Here is an 18,650-nt window from a genome sequence, read left to right as displayed (position 1 = left end):
TACTGTCCTTAAGGTATTAATGTATTAATTTGAAGTTGGTAGTCACTTACGTTTTCACGTTGCAGTGCCTCAGAGTGACCCTCTAACTCACCACTACTTGGCATAACTGACTCATCTATTGAGATCCGCGCTGTAATGACAATATCTTTTGCACTTGATAAGTTTAACCCATCAACCATTGCATTAGCATCAGTAAGTTGCACTGTGAGCGGAAAACTGTATTCATTAAGTTTAACAACCGCTAACGGCATAGGAGAGCCTTGAGCAGCCTTTGCAAAAATAAATAAAGTCCCCTGCTGTGGCTGCTTATCTAAAAGCTCATCTGCTAAGCTCACAGTAACATTAATAGCACTGTTAGCAGAGACAGGCATTACAGAGCCCTCATTTTGCATTTGTTGTTCAATATCAGAAATACGCTGCGCTATCATTGAGTAACGCGTATCGCTTTCATCCATGCTAGCAAGTAGTACCTCGAACGCCGCTTTAGCTTGCGGCCAGTCCTTGCGCTCATAAGCAATGAGCGCTAATAAGGAAATAGCATCAAGATTTGTTGGTTCAACTTTTAGCACTTTAGATAGCATACCCGCTGCACGTGTCATATTCTCTTCACTACCTTCAAGCAGTAAAACTTGGCTGTAGCTAATGAGTACTTGCATGTTGTCAGGGTTCATTCGCAGTGCTTTATCAAACGATTGCTGTGCCATGTCGAATTCGTTTAACGACATAGCTACACGCCCGAGTAACATCCATGCAACTTCGTCATCACCAGATTCGCTAAGTTTAGTACGCAAAGCTAAAGCAAAGGCTTGTAACTCGTTTTGAGTAAGTGACTCACCTTTTTGCATTACAGCACGCTCGCCATAATCAGCAAGGTTATCCATTGCATCATACCACGCGGCTATTTGTTGTTGGCTCCCTGTAAAGGTGTAAAAAACACCGGTGAGGGCTAATAAAAATGCTGCGCCAGTTAAAGCAAAAATACGATTATTACCTTTGCTATTAAGCGATTTTTCTGGTGATAGCTCGTTCAATAAACGACGCTTTAATTCAATAACAGATTCGTTATGACTTTGTGCATCAATACGTTGATTATCTAAGTCATTTTGCAGCTCAACTAAACGCTGCTCGTAAATACTGATCAATTCTGCATTAGCATTGTGAGTAATGGTTTGAACGCGCTCTTTTTTTAAAAAAGGCACCATAATAAATGCCAGTGCAATGAGTATGAGTAAGGCAAAACACGCCCACATTAAAATCATTAAATTTGCTCCTGGCGTTTATTTTCTGCAATTAATTTAGCAAGTCTTGCTTCATCGTCGCTGTTCCAGGTTTGCTTAACTGACGCCTTACGTTGACGAATTACAATAAAACCAAACCCCAAAATTACAATAAGTACAGGTAAAACCCACAGCACTAATGTAGCTGGTGTCACAGGCGGGTCGTAATGAACAAAATAACCGTATCTGTCTATCATGTAATCGATAACTTCGTCTTTTGTTTTACCTTCTTTTACCAGCGCAAGTACCTTGTCGCGTAAATCTTTAGCAACAATGGCATCAGAGTCTGCAATATTTTGGTTTTGACATTTAGGGCACCTAAGCTCTTTAGTTAACTCTTCAAAGCGCACGGCTTGTTGGTTATTGTCAAACTGATAGCGATCTTGCTCGGCATACACTGCCATACTTATAAAAAAGCTAAGGGTTAATAAAAACACTCGCATTAATTTAGCTCCTGCATAACCGGGGCAAATTTAGCACGCCATACGCGCGGGTTTAAATCTCCCGTATGGTGTAATAAAATTTTACCCGTTTTATCCACTAAAAATGTTTCAGGGGCACCCGATACACCTAAATCTAATGACAAGGTGCGGTGCAAGTCTAAAATATTAAATTGGTATGGGTCGCCAGCACGGCTAAGCATATCGCTCACATCAGTACGCAGCGCTTGCATATCAAATGGGCCATCAAAATCGGCATCGTAACCTTGCACATAGTACAAACCAATTATTTTTACGCCTTGCTCTCGCAGCTTAGTTAAATAGCCAAGCTCTACCAAACATGTAGGACACCAAGTGCCCCATACATTAAGTAAATAAACTTCGCCTTTTAGGCTTTCATCGGTCCAGCGCTTATCATCTTGCATTAAATCAGGAAGGTTAAACGCAGGCATTGTTTGCCCAAGTCGACCAGTTTGGATTTCACGCGGATTGGCAAACAAACCTTGATATAAGAATACACATAAAAATATGAATATTAATAACGGCGCTAAAGCTAAAATTTTACGGTTCATTACGCATTCTCCAACACTTTTTTACGTGTACTTGCTGAGGTACGGTAGCGTTTATCAAATAAAATCATAAACCCTGCAAGCGATATAAGTACACCGCCTATCCACATCCAACGCACAAACGGTTTGTGATAAATACGCAGTGACCATGCCCCTTTGCTTAATTGCTCACCCAGCGCTAAATATAGGTCACGAGCAAAACCAGCATCAATTGCCGCTTCGGTCATAAATTGCATACCAATATCGTATTTACGCTTTTCTGCATGCAGCTCAGTCACTAGCTTATCGTTATTAAATACCGACACTACACCAGCATGTCCACTGTAGTTAGGGCCGCGTATTGCTTTAACGCCATCAAAACGGTATTCGTATTGATTAAGCGTAACAATATCGCCTTGCTTCATAGAAACATCACGCTCTACTGAGTACGCCGAAGTCAGCGTAACGCCCGCAATAACAAATGCTAAACCAACATGACCTAGCACCATCGCCCAGTAGCTGACTCCTAAACGCTTAACGCCTTCTTTTAGTGTTCCGTGAACCGACGCCTTAGCGTATAAATCTATAGCAGTAGAGACAGCAACCCACACACCTAAGGTAGTGGCTAGTAATGTAAGCGGTTTTACTACATCGTAGCTTGAGAACAACCACGCACAGGTAATAACAACACTTACTAGCACGCCTACGAATACTTTATTTTGTAGTACAGCCCACTTATTTTGTTTCCAGCGAAGAAAAGGCCCTATTCCCATTAATATGGCAAAAGGTACTAATAAAATGGCGAACATTTTATTAAAGAACGGTTCGCCAATAGAAATACTGCCTAGGCCCATTTCTTTGTGTACCATAGGTAATAAAGTACCTAAAAGAACAATTAATGTGGCTACCACTAAAAAGATGTTGTTAAGCCACAGCGCCACTTCGCGAGATACAAACTTGTAACGGCCTTCGCTTTTAACTTGTGATACGCGCAGCGCATACAACGATAAACCGCCGCCAACAACAATGCCTAAAAAGGCTAGGATGAATAAACCTCTATCGGGGTCAGTGGCAAATGCATGCACCGATACAATAATGCCTGAGCGAACAATAAAGGTGCCTAATAAGCTTAGGGAAAATGCAGCGATGGCAAGCAGCACAGTCCACGATTTAAATACACCGCGTTTTTCTGTCACGCTCAGAGAGTGCAATAAAGCCGTAGCGACTAGCCAAGGCATGAGCGAAGCGTTTTCTACCGGATCCCAAAACCACCAGCCACCCCAGCCAAGCTCAGAGTAAGCCCACCAGCTACCTATGGTTATTCCTAAACTTAAAAAGCCCCAAGCAGTCATCGTCCATGGGCGTGACCATTTAGCCCAAGTGTTATCAAGTTTACCGGTTAAAAGTGCTGCAATAGCAAAGGAAAACGCAACCGATAATCCTACATATCCCATATAAAGTAACGGTGGATGAATGATCATACCAGGGTCTTGTAATAGTGGATTTAAATCACGTCCTTCAACAGGAAAATATGGCAGTAAACGCTCAAATGGGCTCGAAAGCAGTAGTGTGTACATCATAAAACCCACACCTAAAAAGCCAAGCACGCCTAAAACACGTGCACGTAATACCCAAGGCAGTGCTTTAGAGCGTATAGCAACCACGGCGGTCCACCCTGCTTGCATTACAAGCCACAGTAAAATCGCACCTTCGTGCCCACCCCATGTAGAGGTGATTTTATAATACCAAGGCAAGGTACTACTTGAATGATACGCTACATAAGATACCGTAAAGTCATCTGTTAAGCTGGCATAGATAAGCGCAGCAAATGAGAGAAGGACAAATACAAATTGCCCTACGGCTAAAGACGGGGCCGCACGCATTAAACGAAGATTACCGGTATGTGCGCCCCACAGCGGAAAAATACACAGTAAAACGCTTAACACCATGGCAAGCGTTAAAGAAAAATAACCAAGTTCTGGGATCATATTAGCTACCGCTATCTAGGTTGTATTTTGGTTTTTCGTGTTTAATTCCCTTTACGGCTTCTGCTACTTCTGCTGGCATGTATTCTTCATCATGCTTAGCCAGTACTTCAAAAGCTTCAATCACGTTTGGCTCTACAAGCACACCTTGCGCTACAATACCTTGGCCTTCGCGAAATAAGTCAGGCAAAATGCCCTGGTATTTAATTGTAACCAATGGCCCTGTATCTATTAGTTTAAAGCTGACTTGCAAACTTTGTTCATTACGAATAACAGAACCTGGCACAACCATACCGCCTATACGCAACTTTTGCCCTATTTGCGGTTTTTCTTTATCTGGGCCTTTGCCTTCTATTAGCTCGCTCGGTGTGTAAAACAAGTTAATGTTTTCTTGAAGTGCATAAAGTACTAAGCCTATAGAAGCACCAATGCCAAACAACACAGCAATAATTACCAATAGGCGTTTTTTACGTCTAGGGTTCATGAGATCTGTTCCTGCTTCGCTTTTTTAATTCGCGCTTCGCGCGCAACTTGCTGCTCTACTGAGGCCATAATACGTTTTGTATCACGTAAAGAGCTAAATAAAATGCCCAACAAAATTAAGGCGCACGTACCAAAAGAAAGCCACACGTAAAACCCGTAGCCCCCCATTGCAATAAAATCAGAAAAAGAGTCAAACTGCATAATTTACCCCTTACTTAACAAGGCTCGAACCCACGGTCGATGCTTTTCACGTTGTAATATTTCATTTTTTAAACGAATTAACGTTACAGTGCCAACAAAAGCACCAAACGCTAAAATATTCACCATAAGCGGCCAAAACATACTAGGGTCAATAGCTTTGGTGTCAAACTTTGTGATTGTTGCGCCTTGATGTAGGGTATTCCACCACTCAACAGAATAATGAATAATAGGTAGGTTAATAACCCCAACAATGGCCAAAATAGACGCCGCTCGCCCTGCTGACTTTTTATCTTCAAATGCATGATAAAGCGAAAGTACACCTAAGTATAAAAATAATAAAATAAGCTCAGAGGTTAAACGTGCATCCCAAACCCACCAAGCGCCCCACATAGGTTTGCCCCATGCTGCGCCTGTAATTAACGCAATAGCAGTTACACATGCTCCTACCGGGGCAATAGCAATGACTGCAAGTTCGGCGTTACGTAATTGCCACACTAAAGCAACCACGGCTGCAATAGCCATAGAAGAATATGCGCCCATAGACAAAATAGCCGACGGTACATGAATGAAAATAATACGGTAACTGTCTTTTTGTTGGTAATCAGCTGGCGCAAAACCTAAGCCCCAAATCCAACCAACAAGCATACTTATAACCGTAACAACGGCAAAATAAGGCAGTAACGTATTACATAATTGATATGCGCGCTCTGCTTTTGCGTAGGGATGTAACCACTTCCACATATTAACTTACACTCACTTTTAATGCTGACGATATGGCGATGGGTGCACACATAATAGCAACTACTAACATGGCCCCAAGAATGGCAAGCTGCCCGCTATAATCCAGCGACATAGTACTGGTATCAATGGCTGACGTTGCAAAAATTAAAACAGGGATATACAAAGGCAACACTAATAGGCTCATTAAAATGCCGCCTTTTTGTAATCCCACAGTAAGGCCAGCCCCAATAGCACCAATAAAGCTTAATAATGGCGTGCCTAATAATAATGTTAATACGGTGGCTAACAGCGCTGAGCTCTCTAAATTAAGCAATAAAGCAAATAACGGTGTCATTAATACTAATGGTAAACCGGTAACAACCCAATGCGCCGCGACTTTGGCCAACACGGTGAGGGATAGCGGATACGATGAAGCTATTAACTGCTCCAACGAGCCATCGTTATAGTCGTCTCTGAATAATTTATCGAGCCCAAGCATAGTAGAGAGCAAAGCGGCTACCCAAATAATACCTGGCGCCATTCTGTTTAATAGACCGGGCTCTGGGCCTATTGCTAACGGAAATAACGAAATAACAATGAGAAAAAACAAGATAGGATTGATAATTTCAGCACGCTGGCGAAACGCAAGCTTTACATCTTTACTAAATACCGCACTAAACAGCAGCCAATATGAATGTTGACGAGTCATCAGTAACGATACTCCAAGGTCACCGTTTGTAGGTTTTCAAACTGTGTTGTTAAATCTTGATGGGTTGTGAGTAAAATAGCGCCACCACTTTTTAAATGCTCAGAAAAACGTTGTTGTAAAAATGCAACGCCATTTTTATCAAGTGCAGTAAAGGGTTCATCAAGCACCCATAGTTTTGCATCGCTTAACCATAAGCGCACTAAAGCGACACGACGCTGCTGCCCTGCAGAGAGCATTCTTACTGGCACATCTTCAAGGCCCACTAAGCCAAGCTTAGCTAACATTGGATATAAGTCGGGCTCATTTGTATAGCCATTAATGTGTAACCAATGGCTTACGTTTTCCAGTGCGCTGAGCTGTGCATTAACACCGGTTTTGTGGCCTATAAATAGTAAGTCTCTGGCGTACTCTTCATAATGTTTGGTAATAGCTTGCTGTTTATAAAAAATAGCGCCTTCATCAGGCACACTAAAGCCTGCGACAATACGCAATAATGATGTTTTGCCAGCCCCGTTAGGACCCGCTAATTGCATGATTTGACCGCTATTTAGGCTAAAATTAAGATCCGCAAACAAACAACGTTCTTGCTTGATGCAGGTGACGGACTTAATGTGTAACAAGATGACGTTTCTCTATGCCAAAAATTAGGCGTTAGTCTACCATAATGATAGGGTAATACGAATATTGCTTTAAAATCGATTCACGAAAATTAGCGAAAACTTGATTTAAAATAATGAATAATCCAACGCAAATCACATTATCTAATTCATTGGTTAATAACCAAAGCGCCCCGAGCACTTCAGACGAATTAGTACAATTACCCGAGCAGGTACTTGCGGCTAAAAATATTCAGTTTTCAAAAGGTTCAATTACACTCGATGTATTAATTGATAAACACTGGCAAACACTACGTTTAGGCATTACCCATGCCTCTCAAAACACAGACAAAATAGCAAGTGCTAACATACAGCTCAGCGCTGATGGAAAGCAGCTAAATATAACTCCCAACAATACCAATATTACACTTAGCAACGCATCTCAACTGCAGCGTTTTTTAAATTATGTAAGTACCGGTAGTGAAATACAAAGCAAACCCTTGCCTGTTAATATTAAGCTTTCGCCGTCACCACAGCTTATAATACCTAGCCTTAATGCCAGTATTGCAATTAACAAAGAAACCGCACAACTATTAAATACCGAGCAGCCATTACAGGTACTTATTAATACCACTAATAAAGGCGCACAAATAAATGTTATTAACCGTTTTGCTGATTCCGTTCATACTCAAACTCTCAGCCAACATAAAATTACGCAGCTATTAACTAACTTACTGCCTAGCGCGAAACTACAAGCAACGCCTAAATTAGCTATTATTTCTCACCCTCAGCATAGCGGCTCGTTCACCACTCCAATCACTAATAAACAACTTAGTGAATTGCCCAGTAAACCCGTGGCAGTAAATATTACTCATCAAGCAGATAAGCTGCTCATTAAAACTAACTTACCCAATATGCAGGTCGCACTTAACAACTCATTTAGTAAACCCTTTACCGACTTGGTTTTATCACAGCAGCAAAATGCAACCAGCCCCCCCGCTGATAAAACAAGCCCGCAGTTAAGTGCACAGAGCCCTATAAAATCATGGTTACAAAGCAGCTTTAGTGATTTAAAAACGCGAATTAACGATGCCGTTAAATACTTTGAAAGCAAACCCTTTGCGAGTAAAACGTCACCTTTGCAGGCTCAACAAGCTAATCTTGATGTAAACAAAACGCCTACACAAATAAACCCGTTAGCAAACCCTAATTTAAGCAAGCTAAATATAACCGCTGAAGTTGCTAATCATTCTTATACTCCTAACAGCCCTTTAGCTAAACACTTTGCGCAGCTTCCTCCTTTAGTGCAAATAACCCAGCAACTAAAGGCCAGTGTGTCGTTATGGCAATCAGCAAACAACATGGCTCAGCCACAAGCAGTGAGCGCTCAACCAACATATATAAGTACGCAAGGCATTCCTTCTGGGCCGCTGAGTTTAAAAACATTAAATGCCACAACATCACAGGTAAATACTTCGAATCAACCCGGTTTACCTCACTCGCTTTTTAAAACCGCACCAAGTCAGCAATTACAACCGATTGAAGCCAAGCTTTTAACTTCGCTTTTAAATTTACCAACAGAGAGTGAGCGCCCAAATAGCGCTTCTAACCCTACAACATTGTTGAGTAGCCAAATTACTGACATAGCAAGTAAAGCGACTCAAAATACACCTGATCTAACACGTTTGGTAAATCAAGCTTTTAATAGAATGGTCTCTAGTAATAATGTTCACCCAGCAACCATACAGCGAGAGCTTTTAAGTACCTTACAGCCGCTTACTACGCCAAACGACACACTACAAAGTAGCTTTACAAAAGGACTTGAGCAGCTTGCGGTGACTATTTTAGCGGCGCCAATAATAAGCCAATCGAGTACTTCACTAACGTTTAACAACCACACCGGAGTGGATGCCCTACTTAACGTGCTTTTACCTACTTTTAAAGTAGGTAATGGCGCGGATAAACTATTAGAACAACTTCAACAAACACACATACAAGAACTTGCCCCAGAGCTACTACAGGTTAAAAATACCCTTAGCCAAGTGCAAGTAACTACACCAAACCAGCAAAACGACACAAACCCGCTAGCACAGTTTTTATTTCCAATGAAACTTCCGCCTGAAGCGGGACAAACAGAAATAACCTTAGGGCAATATAAAAAGGCCAGTGTAGATAAAACCGAAAAAAACGTGTGGTTTGTTAGATTAAATTTTGATTATGCACAGCAAGGGCAATTACAAATAGTGGCTGAGCTTATGGACAAAGCGCTCGATTGCCAGCTGCTAGCCTCTAGCCAAGAAGTAAGTGCAATTGCACATCCTCATTTAGATAGCCTCAGGGCTAAATTAGCTCAACATGGCTTGCAAGTAGGCGAGCTAAACTTAAAACGTGGAGATGCGAGTCATCAAGCGTTTTATCAATCGCATGCCATTATAAATATTAAGGTATAACATGACTGACTCCTCTAATTTTGCAGCAAATAATAAATCAGCTATTGGCCTCTTGTATGAAGCGGGAAGTACCCCAGCAGTAAGTGTAAAAGGGTTTGGCGAGTTGGCTGATGAAATAATCGCTGCTGCAAAACAAAAAGGCATTATGATCCACCAAGATGAAGCACTTGCTAAAACACTCTCACACTTAGAATTGGGAGAGGAAATACCCAAAGAGCTTTATTATGTTATTGCTGAATTGATTGCTTTTTCGTACGTGCTTCGTGGGCAGTTCCCACCTGGCTGGCAAGACTTTCAAGGTAAGCTAAATGTAAAGGCATAAACAGATGGGTGAATTTTATCTCCCTCTTATTAAGTATTACTGCACATTGATATTGTGTTTAGTTAAAAGCAAAAAAGACGCTAGGCGTCTTTTTGTTTATGTAACGAAAATAATAGTTCAGCCTCAGCCCTAGGAAGCTCGCACTCGCGTATCACCTCATCTAAATCTGCACCAAGCTCAACCATTTTAACAGCTCGAGAATATATTTTTGCGTCTGGGTCGTCATATTTTTGAGCAGCTTGTTGTTGCATCAACTCTTGATTTTGTTGCTCAACTTCAAGTACACGCTTACCAATACTTAAAAGCCCTGTTCTGAGCTCAGACACTTCACTACGTAATATATGTGTTTGCTCTGAGGTATCTTTTAATTGCTGTGATACTGCATTAAGCTCTGCCGACTGTTTATTTTTTAATGCAACAATTAGCGCCAGCGATATTAAACCAGCCCCTAGCGCTATTATTGCGATACTAAGTAACAACATAATTTTAGTGGTAAAGCTTAAATATCGCTTAACTCATCCCATTCGTCATCGCTAAGTAATTTATTTAAATCGACTAAAATAAGTAATTCGTTATCGCGGTTACACACGCCTTGAATAAATTTAGCGCTTTCTTCGGTACCAACATTTGGGGCGCTGTCGATTTCAGAGCTGCGTAAGTACACAACCTCAGATACACTATCAGCTAAAATACCAATTACTTGCTCTTCTGCTTCAATAATTAAAATGCGAGAGTTATCAGTCGCATCTGCAGCTGGTAAGCCAAAGCGAGCTCGAGTATCAATAACAGTAACTACGTTACCACGTAAGTTTATAATACCAATAACGTAAGAAGGCGCACCAGGTACTGGGGCTATTTCGGTATAACGTAAAATTTCTTGTACCTGCATTACGTTTACGCCGTAGGTTTCTTCTTCAAGCTTAAACGTTACCCACTGTAAAATTTCATCGTTGTTATCTGCGTTTTTATTCGCTGATAATAGTTTATCTTCGCTCATGCTGTTACCCCGTAATGGTCATTACTACTGACGGCTATCTAAGCCTTTTTCTAATAGTGCATTTAAATTATCTACATCTATTAAAGCACACATTTTTTCTTTAATAACACCAGCAAGCCAAGGACGTTTGCCGCTGTTTTTTCGCCATTTTACATCTTCTTTACTCAATGTAATGTTATTTATTAACTTTTCGGCCAATAACCCCCAGTTACTATCCCCCAGGGTGATTAAATACTGATAATTAAGAGAAGCCTCTAACTTTTCATCGTACTTTTCTGGCATTACCCAACGGGCGGTATCAACTACGTTTAGTTTTTCATCCCTATTAAGCATAACGCCTTTAAACCACTTTGGCTTACCAAATAAATGATTTACCTCACCTAATTGATGAATACCCCCAAGCGCTTTTAAAGGAACAGCCAATGTTAAGCCAGCCACTTCAAAAAATAGAGCCTGAAATTCTCCTTCAAAGTAATCTTCTTGGCTATGTAGTAAAGGCGCAGGCTCTGTACTTTGCAAGGTTTGCACCTCAGGTGTATTTACTGGCTCAGGCTCAATAGGCGCTGTTTGAGAGGGAACGGGCTCAACGTCACTAATAGCCTCTTTTACTTGCTCAGAATAAAGCTGCTCGGTCACGCTTAATTGCGCTTTGGGTTTTAAAAGTACCTCGTCGTTTTGTATGGCACTAGGTACTTGTTCAAGGAGTTTAGCTACAGGCTCAAGGTTTTCCTCAGGTTCGTCTTCGCATAAGAGCGCCCCTAAGTATTGAGTCATTACTTTTTCATTAGCAAATAATTGCTTACTCATTCATTAACCTTGTCCAATTAAATAATCTAATAACGCTTTATAAGCGTATACCCCACGCGAACGTGGGCAAAACTCTATGGGTACCTTTTGTGCAAGGCTTGCATCTCTAAACTTTGTATCAACGGGGATCACCCCTGGCCATACTTTATCTTTATATGTATTTTGCAACGTTTTGTAGGCTTCAAGCGACGCTTTTGTGCGCTTATCATACATAGTAGGGATTATAGTATATTGGTACTGTTTCGCTTGAGAGCTTTGCATTAATTCCATAGTGCGCATCATTCTATCAAGCCCTTTGAGCGCCAAAAACTCAGTTTGCACAGGCACTAAAATACGTTCGCTGGCAGCTAACGCATTCACCATTAGAACACCTAAAACAGGAGGGCAATCAAGCAACGCATAATCGTAATGTTCACTAATTTTTGCAAGTGTTTTTTTTAAAATTAAGCCCATCCCCGTTTTATTGCCCATACTTCTATCGAGAGTTGCTATAGCCATCGTTGCGGGCAATATATCTAGGTTTTCCATTGTAGAGGGGCACAAAGCTTGCAATATTTCTTCACTTTGCATTGAGGTGCCGCGAGCAAAAATATCGTACACACTGACTTCTAAATCTTCAGAATCAATACCAAAATAATACGTAAGTGAAGCGTGAGGGTCGGTATCAATAAGTAATACGCGTTTACCTTGCAATGCTAAAATACCCGCAAGACTAACAGCCGTTGTGGTTTTACCTACACCGCCCTTTTGATTTGCTACTGTCCAAATCTTCACATTAAGTCCTAATTACTATTCATTGCGCGTGGTGATCCTGATGCCACCATGAGGTAAACGAATTATTTTAATTGCGTTATCATCAGAAGGAAGTTCGACCTCTGGCTCAGGCGCTTCTTTTTGCGCTTGCTCATCAGGCTCAGCTTCATTTTCGGTGGTTTGCTGTACTAAGCCATACTTAGAAAGGGCAATAACAACTTTTCGATTCTCTGCACGACCCGCTGCGGTGTCGTTATCGGCAAAAGGTGAATATTGGCCATACCCTTCTATTGCCATTCTCGCTGGGTTAATTCCTAACGTTTCTAATTCAACTAAAATAGAGGTCGCACGTGCAACTGACAACTCCCAGTTAGAGCGAAACATTTCATTACGAATACTTTCGTTATCTGTGTAGCCTCTTACTCTTATGTAGTTATCTACTGGGGCAATAATATCTTTTACAATTTTTACGACTTGTTTAGCGCGCGCGTGGGCCACGGAACTGCCACTTGAGAACAACATTCCTGAGCTTAGCTCAATAATAAGCCAATCTTGGTTGAGCTCTAAACTTGCTTCTCCATCACGAATCTCATCTATAAGTGCTGAATGTAATTTAGTTAATAAGCTATCTAGCGGCTTACCTAAATGTTTTTGTTTTATATTACTGGTATCACTTTGTCCATCTAGCAACTCTGGGCCAGACTCCTGTTTTTGAATGCTCTCGCCATATAATAATTCGTGCTCCGGGGTCACACGGTCTGTAAGTAACCCTTCACCCGTAACACCCTCGCCTTGTTGCGATTGCTGCCTTGCTGATTTGTCAAAAACCTGTTCTAAAGAGTCGGAGAGGATTTGAAAACTTTCTTCTTTGTTTATGGCAATGGCATACATAACCACAAAAAAAGCAAACATAATGGTCATGTAATCGGCATAAGAGACCAACCAACGTTCTGTATGTTGATTTTTTTCTGCTGATTGACGTAGGCGCCGGCGTAACATAAAAGTTACTCTACCACGACATTAGGGCGCTCTGTGCGATAAGCTTCAAGCTTTAATTCTATGTTAATAGGACTTTCGCCAAGGCTTATCGCTATTACCCCTTCGGCCATCATTTCATGGTAAAGCATTTTTTGCTCTACGCGCTGTTTAAGTTTATTGGCCATAGGTAAAAATAATAAGTTAGCTAACCCCACCCCATATATTGTTGCAATAAAAGCGGTCGCAACCCCTGCACCTAGCTTTTGAGGGTCGGTAATAAATGACATAGCTTGAATAAGACCTAGTACGGCCCCTAAAATACCTATTGTTGGGCTATAACCCCCCATAGCTTCATACACTCTACTTGCTTCAAGTAAACGGTCACGTTCAAGCATTAAGTCTATTTCTAAAGTGTCGCGAAGCTTTTGCTCCGAACACCCATCGACAAGTAAACTAAGCCCTTTAGCTGCATAAGGGTCTGGATGACTAAGTGCCTCTTTTTCTAGTGCTAAGTAGCCTTCTTGGCGAGCTTTGTGCGACCACGTTTTAATTTGTTCTATGGCTTGTTCAATATTGTCTTGTGGTGCAAAAAACACCCAATGGCTTATACTTAGCGTTTTTTTAAAGGTACTTGTAGCCGTTTGTAACATAACGGCGCCTAAGGTGCCGCCAAGCACAATAATAAGTGCAGGGCCGTTAAATAACGCAGTGACAACGCCGCCCTCTAAAGCATAACCAATCGCTATGGCGCCCAGGGCGATGACTAATCCTAAAACAGAAAGCTTATCCACAGCCTGTCTCTCTTTTGATTCTTGCTGCTACATCGTTAAGGGCTAAATGTTCTGAGGCAAGCCCTGCGTTTGCAATAGCTTGCGGCATACCGTATACAACACAGCTTTTTTCATCTTGCGCCCAAATTGTTGCGCCAGCTTGCTTAAGCATTCGAGCGCCATCGCGCCCATCGGCTCCCATGCCTGTTAAAACAATTGCAAGTGCATCTCCTTGATAGCTTTTAGCAACACTTGCAAACGTCACATCAACACTAGGTTTGTAGCTTATACGCTCACTGTTATCTTCAAACACACGCAGTGTTTTATTACCACTTCGCCCCTCAACCATCATTTGCTGCCCGCCTGGTGCTAAATAAGCTGTGCCAGCTTCTAGTCTGTCACCTTGTTGTGCTTCTTTTACACGTATTTTGCAAAGGCTATTTAATCGTGCCGCAAACGCAGGCGTAAAGGCTGCAGGCATGTGTTGAATTAACAAAATAGGGTGGGCAAAATTAGCAGGTAGCTGGGTTAATATAGTTTGTAAAGCAACAGGCCCCCCGGTTGAGGTGCCAATAGCTACTATTTGATAATGTTTACCACTAGCACGCGTGGGCATACTGGATGTAGCTGTTGCTTGCACTGGGGCGGCACGTTGAAAGCTTCTATCGGGTTGTTTTACTGATGAACTTGTTGTCGCTAGTTTGCTCGTTGGTGAACCAGCTGGCTTACTTGATGTTAACGGCCTTATTGGACGAGGTGCACGCCTACGACCAATTTCCTTCACTTTAGTTTGCAATAGCTTGATTGCATCTTCGTTATTTCTGGCAATGTCCTCAAACTTTTTCGGTAAAAAATCCATTGCGCCGGCATCAAGTGCATCTAACGTTGCTGTAGCACCATCGCGAGTTAAGGAAGAAAACATAAGTATTGGCGTGGGGTTGCTTGCCATAATTTCTTTCACAGCGCTAATACCGTCAAGCACAGGCATCTCTACATCCATGGTGATCATATCCGGACGTAACTGTTCTGTTTTGTCTACGGCTTCTCTACCATTAACAGCAAAACCTATCACTTCAATACCGCTATCTTGTTCAAGAATTTCGCTTACACGGCGGCGAAAAAAACTGGAATCGTCAACAACTAAAACTTTTACGGCCATTGCGCTCTCTTATTAATTTATGTGTAGGCATAAACATGTATGCCTACATTTTATCCTGCGTAATGCTTAAGCATGTTAGGTACATCTAAAATCAGTGCAATACCACCGTCAGATGTAATTGTTGCACCAGCCATTCCTGGCGTACCTTGTAATAACGCATCAAGAGGCTTAATAACAACTTCTTCTTGGCCAATTAATGAATCAACCACAAAGCCAACCTGCTGTGTACCTATTTGTACAATCACCACATGACCTTGTGCTTTTCGCTGAGAGCAATCAGCATCTTTAACTAGCCAATGCTCTAAATAGAAAAGGGGTATCGCTTTTTTACGAACAATAATTGTAAGCTGACCGTCTACCACATTGGTTTTTGTTAGATCTAAGTGGAATATTTCACTCACACCAGCAAGCGGTAACGCAAATGTTTGCTCACCAACAATCACCATAAGTGTAGGCAAAATAGCTAACGTTAAGGGGACTTTTATCTCTAAAATTGTACCTACGCCCAATTCAGACTGGATATTAACAGAGCCATTAAGCTGGGTGATTTTAGTTTTTACTACATCCATGCCTACACCACGACCAGAAATATCAGATATTTCTTCTTTGGTCGAAAAACCAGGCGCAAAAATTAGGTTATATGCTTCAGTGTCTGATAAACGACTTGCCTGATCATGGTCAATAACGCCTTTACTAATCGCTATTTTTTTCAGCTTTTCAGCGTCCATCCCTGCACCATCATCTTTAATGGTTAACAAAATATGGTCGCCTTCTTGTGAAGCCGATAAAGTAACATTACCTGTTCTAGGTTTACCCGCAGCCTCACGCGCTGCGGGCATTTCAATACCATGATCTACCGAGTTGCGCACTAAATGCACTAACGGATCGGCTAATGCCTCAACTAAGTTTTTGTCTAAGTCGGTTTCTTCACCTACAAGCTGTAAGTTAATTTCTTTATTTAAGCTGCGTGCTAAATCACGCACAACGCGAGGAAAACGACCAAATACCTTTTTGATGGGCTGCATTCGCGTTTGCATTACTGCACCTTGAATATCAGCGGTGACTACATCAAGATTTGATATCGCCTTGCCCATCGCTTCACTGTCTGTATTGGTCGCTAAACTGACTAGCCTATTTCGTACTAATACCAGCTCGCCAACCATATTCATTATTTGATCTAAACGCTTAGTATCAACACGTACCGTGGTTTCAGCAGGCGGAGGCGTCGCTTTTTTAGGAGTTGCGCTGCTTGCTGGCTTATCAACCATTTTAGGGGCCGGTGCTGCTTTTGCCGCAGGTGCTTGCTTAGCAACTGGTGCTGGCTCTGGTTTTGCTGGCGTTTGTGCGACAGGTGCTGCCTTAGGTGGCTGCGGTGCAGGTGTCTCAGCTTCTTTTGATTCTGGTGCTCCGCCTTTGCCATGCAGTTCATCAAGCAATGCTTCAAATTCATCATCACTGATTTCATCATCGCCAGTATCATTTGTAACAGACACTGGAGGTGGTGTAGTATCTTTAACTTCCGGCTCTTTGCTTGAGGTATTGCCAGCAACAGGGCCAAAACTACCCACACCGTGTAATTCATCCAACAAACTGTCAAACTCATCATCAGTAATGTCTGAACTTGGGTCTGGCTCTGCACTTGCACTTGGTTGCGATACCGGGCTTTGGCCTTTACCATGAAGCTCATCTAATAAGCTTTCAAATTCATCTTCTGTAATTTCATCAATCTGCGTGCTATCTGCTGAAGGGCTTGAACCTGCTACATCAAATAATTCATCAAATGCAAATGGGTCTTCTTCATCAGGTGCATTAACAGGTGCTGCGGGTTCTTGTTCAACAACTTCAGGCACTGTTTCTGTAAGCTCGTCATCCGAAGGCGGTTGACCAAGTTTATGAAGGGTTTCTAGTAATTGAGGATCTGCTGGGTCTGGCTGTTCGCGGTTTTGAATAGTAGCAAACATTTCGTTAATGGTATCTAGTGCTTGTAAAATCACATCCATCAATTCTGAATTAACGGTTCTAACCCCTTGGCGCAAGAGGTCAAATACATTTTCAGCACCATGACAAGCGTCTACAAGCTCAGTCATAGCTAAAAAGCCAGCTCCCCCTTTTACGGTATGAAAGCCCCTAAAAATAGCATTTAGTAACTCAGTATCTTCTGGGTTATTTTCTAGCTCAACTAACTGTTCAGATAAAAGCTCAAGGATTTCTCCAGCCTCTACAAGAAAGTCTTGTAAAATATCTTCATCGACTTCAAAGCTCATGCAGTTACTCTCCTCTTAGAAGCCCAAACTTGATAATAGGTCGTCGACCTCGTCTTGATCAGATACAACATCACTTCGCGACTCTTTATCAATAATAGGGCCTTCAGGACCTGCTAATGTTTGTGCGGCAACCAGTTCTTCTGTTTCTTGTTGTTCTTTACTTTCAACAGTACTGTCATCTTGTGCGGCAAATGCTGTTAAAAGGTGGATTAAACTTTCTTCTACTTCTCTAACTAATTCAATTACACGGCGGATAACCTGGCCGGTTAAATCTTGAAAATCCTGCGCCATGAGTACATTGGTCATTAAAGTCTGCAGCTCATCAGTTTTGTGATGAGAGCTATTCATAAACTTATCGATGCTGTGGCATAAAGTTTTAAACTCGCCCAGCTCAATTTCACGGTTCATAAGCCTATCCCAAGTAGGCTTAATCTGTGCAATTTCATCTGCTAGCTGCTGCGCAATAGGGAGGCTTGCTTCGACCGCATCCATTGTCTTATTAGCTGCATTTTCTGTCATTTCCATGACATAGTTTAAGCGCTTTTTCGCATCCGGAATTGCATCAGTAGTTAAATCGGTTAAACGCGTATCAAGTTCAAAGCTTTTAAGAGCTTCGTGCAACTGACGCGTTAACTTACCTACTTCGGCAAAAAGCTGCGATTGCTCTTGAGAGGCAGTATCTAAAATTAATTGGTCAGCTTTATCTTGCTCACCGTTTTCTAAAAAAACAACGAGCTGACGAGCTTGTTCTAAAGTAATTTGAGGCGCAGCTGGTGCTGACATAAGCCTCTCCTCTCATTAACCTAAGCGTTCAAACACTTTTTCTAATTTAGTTTTCAAAGTACCTGCAGTAAATGGCTTAACAATGTAACCATTAACACCTGCTTGCGCTGCCGCTATTATTTGTTCTTTTTTAGCTTCTGCTGTCACCATTAAAACCGGAATATGTTTTAATTTATCATCAGCTCGAATAGCTCGTAGCAAGTCAATACCCTGCATCCCTGGCATATTCCAATCGGTTACTACAAAGTCAAAAACCTGATTTTGCAACATAGGTAATGCTGTAGAGCCATCATCAGCTTCTTGAACATTCGTGAACCCTAGGTCACGCAACAGATTTTTTATAATACGTCTCATTGTAGAAAAATCATCAACAACAAGAATTTTCATGTTTTTATCCAAAACATCCTC

Annotated in this window: 21 protein-coding genes; 2 read left to right on the top strand and 19 right to left on the bottom strand. The window is 41.7% G+C overall.

Going from position 1 to position 18,650, the window contains the following annotated elements; all coding sequences use genetic code 11:
* Positions 1–8: 8 nt before the first annotated feature.
* From ccmI to ccmA, 9 genes are read right to left on the bottom strand one after another with little or no spacing between them, the layout of a single operon-like run.
* A complete protein-coding gene (ccmI, locus tag CWC17_RS05905; RefSeq protein ID WP_138612335.1) occupies positions 9–1,259 on the bottom strand; it encodes a c-type cytochrome biogenesis protein CcmI in 1,251 nt (416 codons plus the stop codon).
* On the bottom strand, positions 1,259–1,720 hold the full coding sequence (locus CWC17_RS05900) for a cytochrome c-type biogenesis protein (protein ID WP_055015946.1): 462 nt from the start codon (positions 1,718–1,720) through the stop codon (positions 1,259–1,261). The genes ccmI and CWC17_RS05900 overlap by 1 nt, the downstream gene beginning before the upstream one ends.
* Entirely contained in the window at positions 1,720–2,289 is a 570-nt protein-coding gene (locus CWC17_RS05895) for a redoxin family protein (RefSeq protein WP_029773820.1), read from the bottom strand. The genes CWC17_RS05900 and CWC17_RS05895 overlap by 1 nt, the downstream gene beginning before the upstream one ends.
* Positions 2,289–4,253, bottom strand: coding sequence for a heme lyase CcmF/NrfE family subunit (locus tag CWC17_RS05890; protein ID WP_138612334.1), 1,965 nt, complete (start codon positions 4,251–4,253; stop codon positions 2,289–2,291). Before CWC17_RS05890 ends, CWC17_RS05895 begins: the two co-directional genes overlap by 1 nt.
* Before the next feature lies 1 nt (position 4,254).
* On the bottom strand, positions 4,255–4,734 hold the full coding sequence (ccmE, locus tag CWC17_RS05885) for a cytochrome c maturation protein CcmE (protein WP_055015944.1): 480 nt from the start codon (positions 4,732–4,734) through the stop codon (positions 4,255–4,257).
* The gene (ccmD, locus tag CWC17_RS05880; RefSeq protein ID WP_004588323.1) at positions 4,731–4,934 is read right to left on the bottom strand and encodes a heme exporter protein CcmD; all 204 of its coding nucleotides are present in this window, start codon (positions 4,932–4,934) and stop codon (positions 4,731–4,733) included. Before ccmD ends, ccmE begins: the two co-directional genes overlap by 4 nt.
* A 3-nt stretch (positions 4,935–4,937) precedes the next feature.
* Positions 4,938–5,675: a heme ABC transporter permease gene (locus tag CWC17_RS05875; RefSeq protein ID WP_138540832.1), complete on the bottom strand. Its 738-nt coding sequence runs from the start codon at positions 5,673–5,675 to the stop codon at positions 4,938–4,940.
* A gap of 1 nt (position 5,676) precedes the next feature.
* Positions 5,677–6,363: a heme exporter protein CcmB gene (gene ccmB, locus CWC17_RS05870; RefSeq protein ID WP_004588321.1), complete on the bottom strand. Its 687-nt coding sequence runs from the start codon at positions 6,361–6,363 to the stop codon at positions 5,677–5,679.
* Positions 6,363–6,983, bottom strand: coding sequence for a cytochrome c biogenesis heme-transporting ATPase CcmA (ccmA, locus tag CWC17_RS05865; protein ID WP_138540831.1), 621 nt, complete (start codon positions 6,981–6,983; stop codon positions 6,363–6,365). Before ccmA ends, ccmB begins: the two co-directional genes overlap by 1 nt.
* A 113-nt stretch (positions 6,984–7,096) precedes the next feature.
* Between ccmA and fliK the strand changes: the two genes are divergently transcribed.
* Entirely contained in the window at positions 7,097–9,409 is a 2,313-nt protein-coding gene (fliK, locus tag CWC17_RS05860; RefSeq protein ID WP_138612333.1) for a flagellar hook-length control protein FliK, read from the top strand.
* Position 9,410: 1 nt separating this feature from the next.
* A complete protein-coding gene (locus tag CWC17_RS05855) occupies positions 9,411–9,731 on the top strand; it encodes an EscU/YscU/HrcU family type III secretion system export apparatus switch protein (RefSeq protein WP_138540829.1) in 321 nt (106 codons plus the stop codon).
* An 80-nt stretch (positions 9,732–9,811) separates the two neighbouring features.
* Here the strand turns inward: CWC17_RS05855 and CWC17_RS05850 are convergent, their stop codons facing one another.
* From CWC17_RS05850 to cheY, 10 genes are read right to left on the bottom strand one after another with little or no spacing between them, the layout of a single operon-like run.
* The gene (locus tag CWC17_RS05850) at positions 9,812–10,213 is read right to left on the bottom strand and encodes a DUF2802 domain-containing protein (RefSeq protein WP_055018073.1); all 402 of its coding nucleotides are present in this window, start codon (positions 10,211–10,213) and stop codon (positions 9,812–9,814) included.
* A gap of 17 nt (positions 10,214–10,230) precedes the next feature.
* Positions 10,231–10,728, bottom strand: a complete 498-nt coding sequence (locus CWC17_RS05845; RefSeq protein ID WP_055018072.1) for a chemotaxis protein CheW — start codon at positions 10,726–10,728, stop codon at positions 10,231–10,233.
* Between the two features lie 24 nt (positions 10,729–10,752).
* Positions 10,753–11,535 carry a chemotaxis protein CheW gene (locus CWC17_RS05840; protein WP_138540828.1) on the bottom strand — a complete coding sequence of 261 codons (783 nt, stop codon included), beginning with the start codon at positions 11,533–11,535 and terminating at the stop codon, positions 10,753–10,755.
* 3 nt (positions 11,536–11,538) lie between these two features.
* Complete coding sequence (locus CWC17_RS05835; protein ID WP_004588314.1) at positions 11,539–12,309, bottom strand: ParA family protein; 771 nt, start codon at positions 12,307–12,309, stop codon at positions 11,539–11,541.
* 15 nt (positions 12,310–12,324) lie between these two features.
* The gene (locus CWC17_RS05830) at positions 12,325–13,287 is read right to left on the bottom strand and encodes a flagellar motor protein MotB (RefSeq protein ID WP_138540827.1); all 963 of its coding nucleotides are present in this window, start codon (positions 13,285–13,287) and stop codon (positions 12,325–12,327) included.
* Between the two features lie 5 nt (positions 13,288–13,292).
* Positions 13,293–14,057: a flagellar motor protein gene (locus CWC17_RS05825; protein WP_138612332.1), complete on the bottom strand. Its 765-nt coding sequence runs from the start codon at positions 14,055–14,057 to the stop codon at positions 13,293–13,295.
* Positions 14,050–15,195, bottom strand: a complete 1,146-nt coding sequence (locus tag CWC17_RS05820; RefSeq protein WP_138612331.1) for a protein-glutamate methylesterase/protein-glutamine glutaminase — start codon at positions 15,193–15,195, stop codon at positions 14,050–14,052. The genes CWC17_RS05825 and CWC17_RS05820 overlap by 8 nt, the downstream gene beginning before the upstream one ends.
* A 50-nt stretch (positions 15,196–15,245) precedes the next feature.
* Positions 15,246–17,459, bottom strand: coding sequence for a chemotaxis protein CheA (locus tag CWC17_RS05815; RefSeq protein ID WP_138612330.1), 2,214 nt, complete (start codon positions 17,457–17,459; stop codon positions 15,246–15,248).
* A gap of 15 nt (positions 17,460–17,474) precedes the next feature.
* The gene (locus CWC17_RS05810; RefSeq protein ID WP_138612329.1) at positions 17,475–18,242 is read right to left on the bottom strand and encodes a protein phosphatase CheZ; all 768 of its coding nucleotides are present in this window, start codon (positions 18,240–18,242) and stop codon (positions 17,475–17,477) included.
* 15 nt (positions 18,243–18,257) lie between these two features.
* Positions 18,258–18,641, bottom strand: a complete 384-nt coding sequence (gene cheY / locus CWC17_RS05805) for a chemotaxis response regulator CheY (protein WP_008132609.1) — start codon at positions 18,639–18,641, stop codon at positions 18,258–18,260.
* Positions 18,642–18,650 lie beyond the last annotated feature (9 nt).

The sequence above is a fragment of the Pseudoalteromonas sp. S3785 genome, from assembly GCF_005887365.1.
Taxonomy (GTDB): Bacteria; Pseudomonadota; Gammaproteobacteria; order Enterobacterales; family Alteromonadaceae; genus Pseudoalteromonas.
Note: the sequence above shows the minus strand (reverse complement) of the source record. Positions and strands in the feature narration are given on the sequence as shown.